This is a genomic window from Methanoculleus sp. UBA413, assembly GCF_002502935.1.
Lineage (GTDB): Archaea > Halobacteriota > Methanomicrobia > Methanomicrobiales > Methanoculleaceae > Methanoculleus > Methanoculleus bourgensis.
This window is the reverse complement of sequence record NZ_DAQR01000093.1, coordinates 41,750-43,642: the sequence shown is the minus strand read 5'-3', so window position 1 is coordinate 43,642 and position 1,893 is coordinate 41,750. Positions and strand designations below refer to the sequence as shown.

The 1,893-nt window shown below is 57.5% G+C and carries 3 protein-coding genes; 2 read left to right on the top strand and 1 reads right to left on the bottom strand.

Annotated features, from left to right (window positions below; all coding sequences use genetic code 11):
* Window positions 1–367 precede the first annotated feature (367 nt).
* Both BP858_RS07700 and BP858_RS07695 read left to right on the top strand, forming a co-directional pair.
* On the top strand, window positions 368–745 hold the full coding sequence (locus tag BP858_RS07700) for a roadblock/LC7 domain-containing protein (protein WP_062261194.1): 378 nt from the start codon (window positions 368–370) through the stop codon (window positions 743–745).
* Window positions 745–1,380 (top strand): response regulator, encoded by a 636-nt coding sequence (locus tag BP858_RS07695; RefSeq protein WP_062261198.1) that lies wholly within the window; start codon window positions 745–747, stop codon window positions 1,378–1,380. The genes BP858_RS07700 and BP858_RS07695 overlap by 1 nt, the downstream gene beginning before the upstream one ends.
* A gap of 351 nt (window positions 1,381–1,731) precedes the next feature.
* On the opposite strand, the gene BP858_RS07690 is transcribed toward BP858_RS07695, so the two are convergent.
* On the bottom strand, window positions 1,732–1,884 hold the full coding sequence (locus BP858_RS07690) for a phosphate-starvation-inducible PsiE family protein (RefSeq protein ID WP_286879217.1): 153 nt from the start codon (window positions 1,882–1,884) through the stop codon (window positions 1,732–1,734).
* Between the last annotated feature and the right edge of the window lie 9 nt (window positions 1,885–1,893).

The window sequence follows — 1,893 nt, the reverse complement described above, 5'->3', positions numbered from 1 at the left end:
CTCACGCGAAGGGCGCGAAGCCGCGGAGTTCGGTCGCTGGACGGTATAGTCCCCTTCGCGTTCTCACGCGTGGCTTTCCGCGCAAGACTGGCGATCACTCCCACGCACCCTCAAGGTAAGATGAAACGCTCCATTACTTCATCGAGGCATCTAACTTTTGCGGGCGTGAGGCAACCCGCGGTGTGGCAGTATGAGGTGCCCTGGAGAGCCACCTCGGGCGGAAGTAGCCTCCTCTGCCCCCGGAGACTACACATATCTTCCAATCACAGTCAAAAATGGGATACACGTGAGCCTGAAGCGGCAACCGATTCGATATTCATATATCATGTGATGCATATATGTCCATGGTAGAAACCGGGGTTGAGAAATGAGTCACCATCCCTCCGCGGAAGAGGAAACTCAGGAATGCATCGACGAGATCCGGTCCGTTGCCGGTGTCGTTGCGTGTGCCCTCGTATCATGCGAGGGCCTGGTTATGGGTAAGTACTTCCGGGAGAGCGGCCTGTCATCGTCTCTTTTTGCAGCAATGAGCGCAACAGTCCTTGCGTCGGCGGAGGCGGCTTGCGGCAGCGTGCACATACAGCGGCCGTCCATGGTCACCATTACCGCAACCGACGCTACTATCCTCATTGTGAGTGCGGGAGAGACCGCCCTGATCACAGCGGTAATAGATAAGTCTGCAGATCTCCCAACAGTACAGAGGCAGCTATCTGACATAGCAGCCAGGATCGGAGAGGTGGCGTGATGTATACGATACTTATCGTCGATGATAGCCCCATGATCGTCGATGTCTTTGTTACGATGCTTGAGCGTGGAGGATACAGACCTATCACTGCCTTTAGCGGTGGGGAGTGCCTGGAAACGTTGAAGTCGACCACCCCTGATCTGGTCCTCCTGGATATCATGATGGAGCCGATGGACGGGTGGGAGACGCTTGAGAAGATCAAGACCAACCCTGAAACGCGCAACATCCCGGTCCTCATGCTGACGGCAAAACCCCTCACGCCTGAAGAGGCCAACCAATACGGCGTTTATATCGAGGATTATATCCTCAAGCCCACCACACATCACCAGCTCTACGAAGCCATTGAACATGTGCTGGCACGCCGGCACTCCATCGCTGCAGACATCGAGCGGGCGCGCGAAGCCGGCGTGGACCATCGGATCATCGACGAGTATGAGCGCCTCTCAAAGAGCGTCGACATCAATAAGCGCCTCCTGAAGATCCTGGAGACCACCTACAGCATCAAGGATACCCGGGCGGGAATGGGCGAGAACATCATGCGGGCCATAAAGAGCATGGCGACAAGCATCAAGCTCCAGGATGAGCGCCTGAACCAGATCAGGAGCCAGTTTTCAGATGTCTTTGAGGCACGGTGAGTTACCCCCTCTCCTGCCCCCTCCCCCAATGCGATAGCCACCACGGTCCCCTGTCCAGGGAATAGGTCGCTTTCCTGCGTACAGCCTATCGCTCCGCACCATGAATTCTCTCGCGTTGAGCGCGAAGGACACGAAGTTCGGTTGCTGGGCGGTATCGTCCCCTTCGCGTTCTCCGCGCCTTCGCGTGCGGCTGCCGACACTCCCGTGCCCCCTCATCAAGCTAAGGCCAAATGGTCCACTCATCTGAATTTCGCGGGTTTGCCCTCCCGCCGCGCCTCATGCGGTGGGCGGCAAAATCAGCTCTGGATGGCTGGAGATGAAGTATGGGGCCTATTCCCGGCCGCACACTGCCTAATAGTAATCAGCGCGTTCCTGGCGGCCGATATAGATGGTCGCGACAGTCAGAACGAGGATTGCAGCGAGCGTCATGCCGATATCGATGGGATCGAGGTGCTCGACCCCGAAGGTCAGCACCCGCCGCACCATCGCGGTGATGCCCGCGATCAGGATCGG

Coding starts and splice junctions, on each gene's coding strand:
- BP858_RS07695 (WP_062261198.1), top strand. CDS start 745: ATGTATACGATACTTATCGTCGATGATAGCCCCATGATCGTCGATGTC.
- BP858_RS07700 (WP_062261194.1), top strand. CDS start 368: ATGAGTCACCATCCCTCCGCGGAAGAGGAAACTCAGGAATGCATCGAC.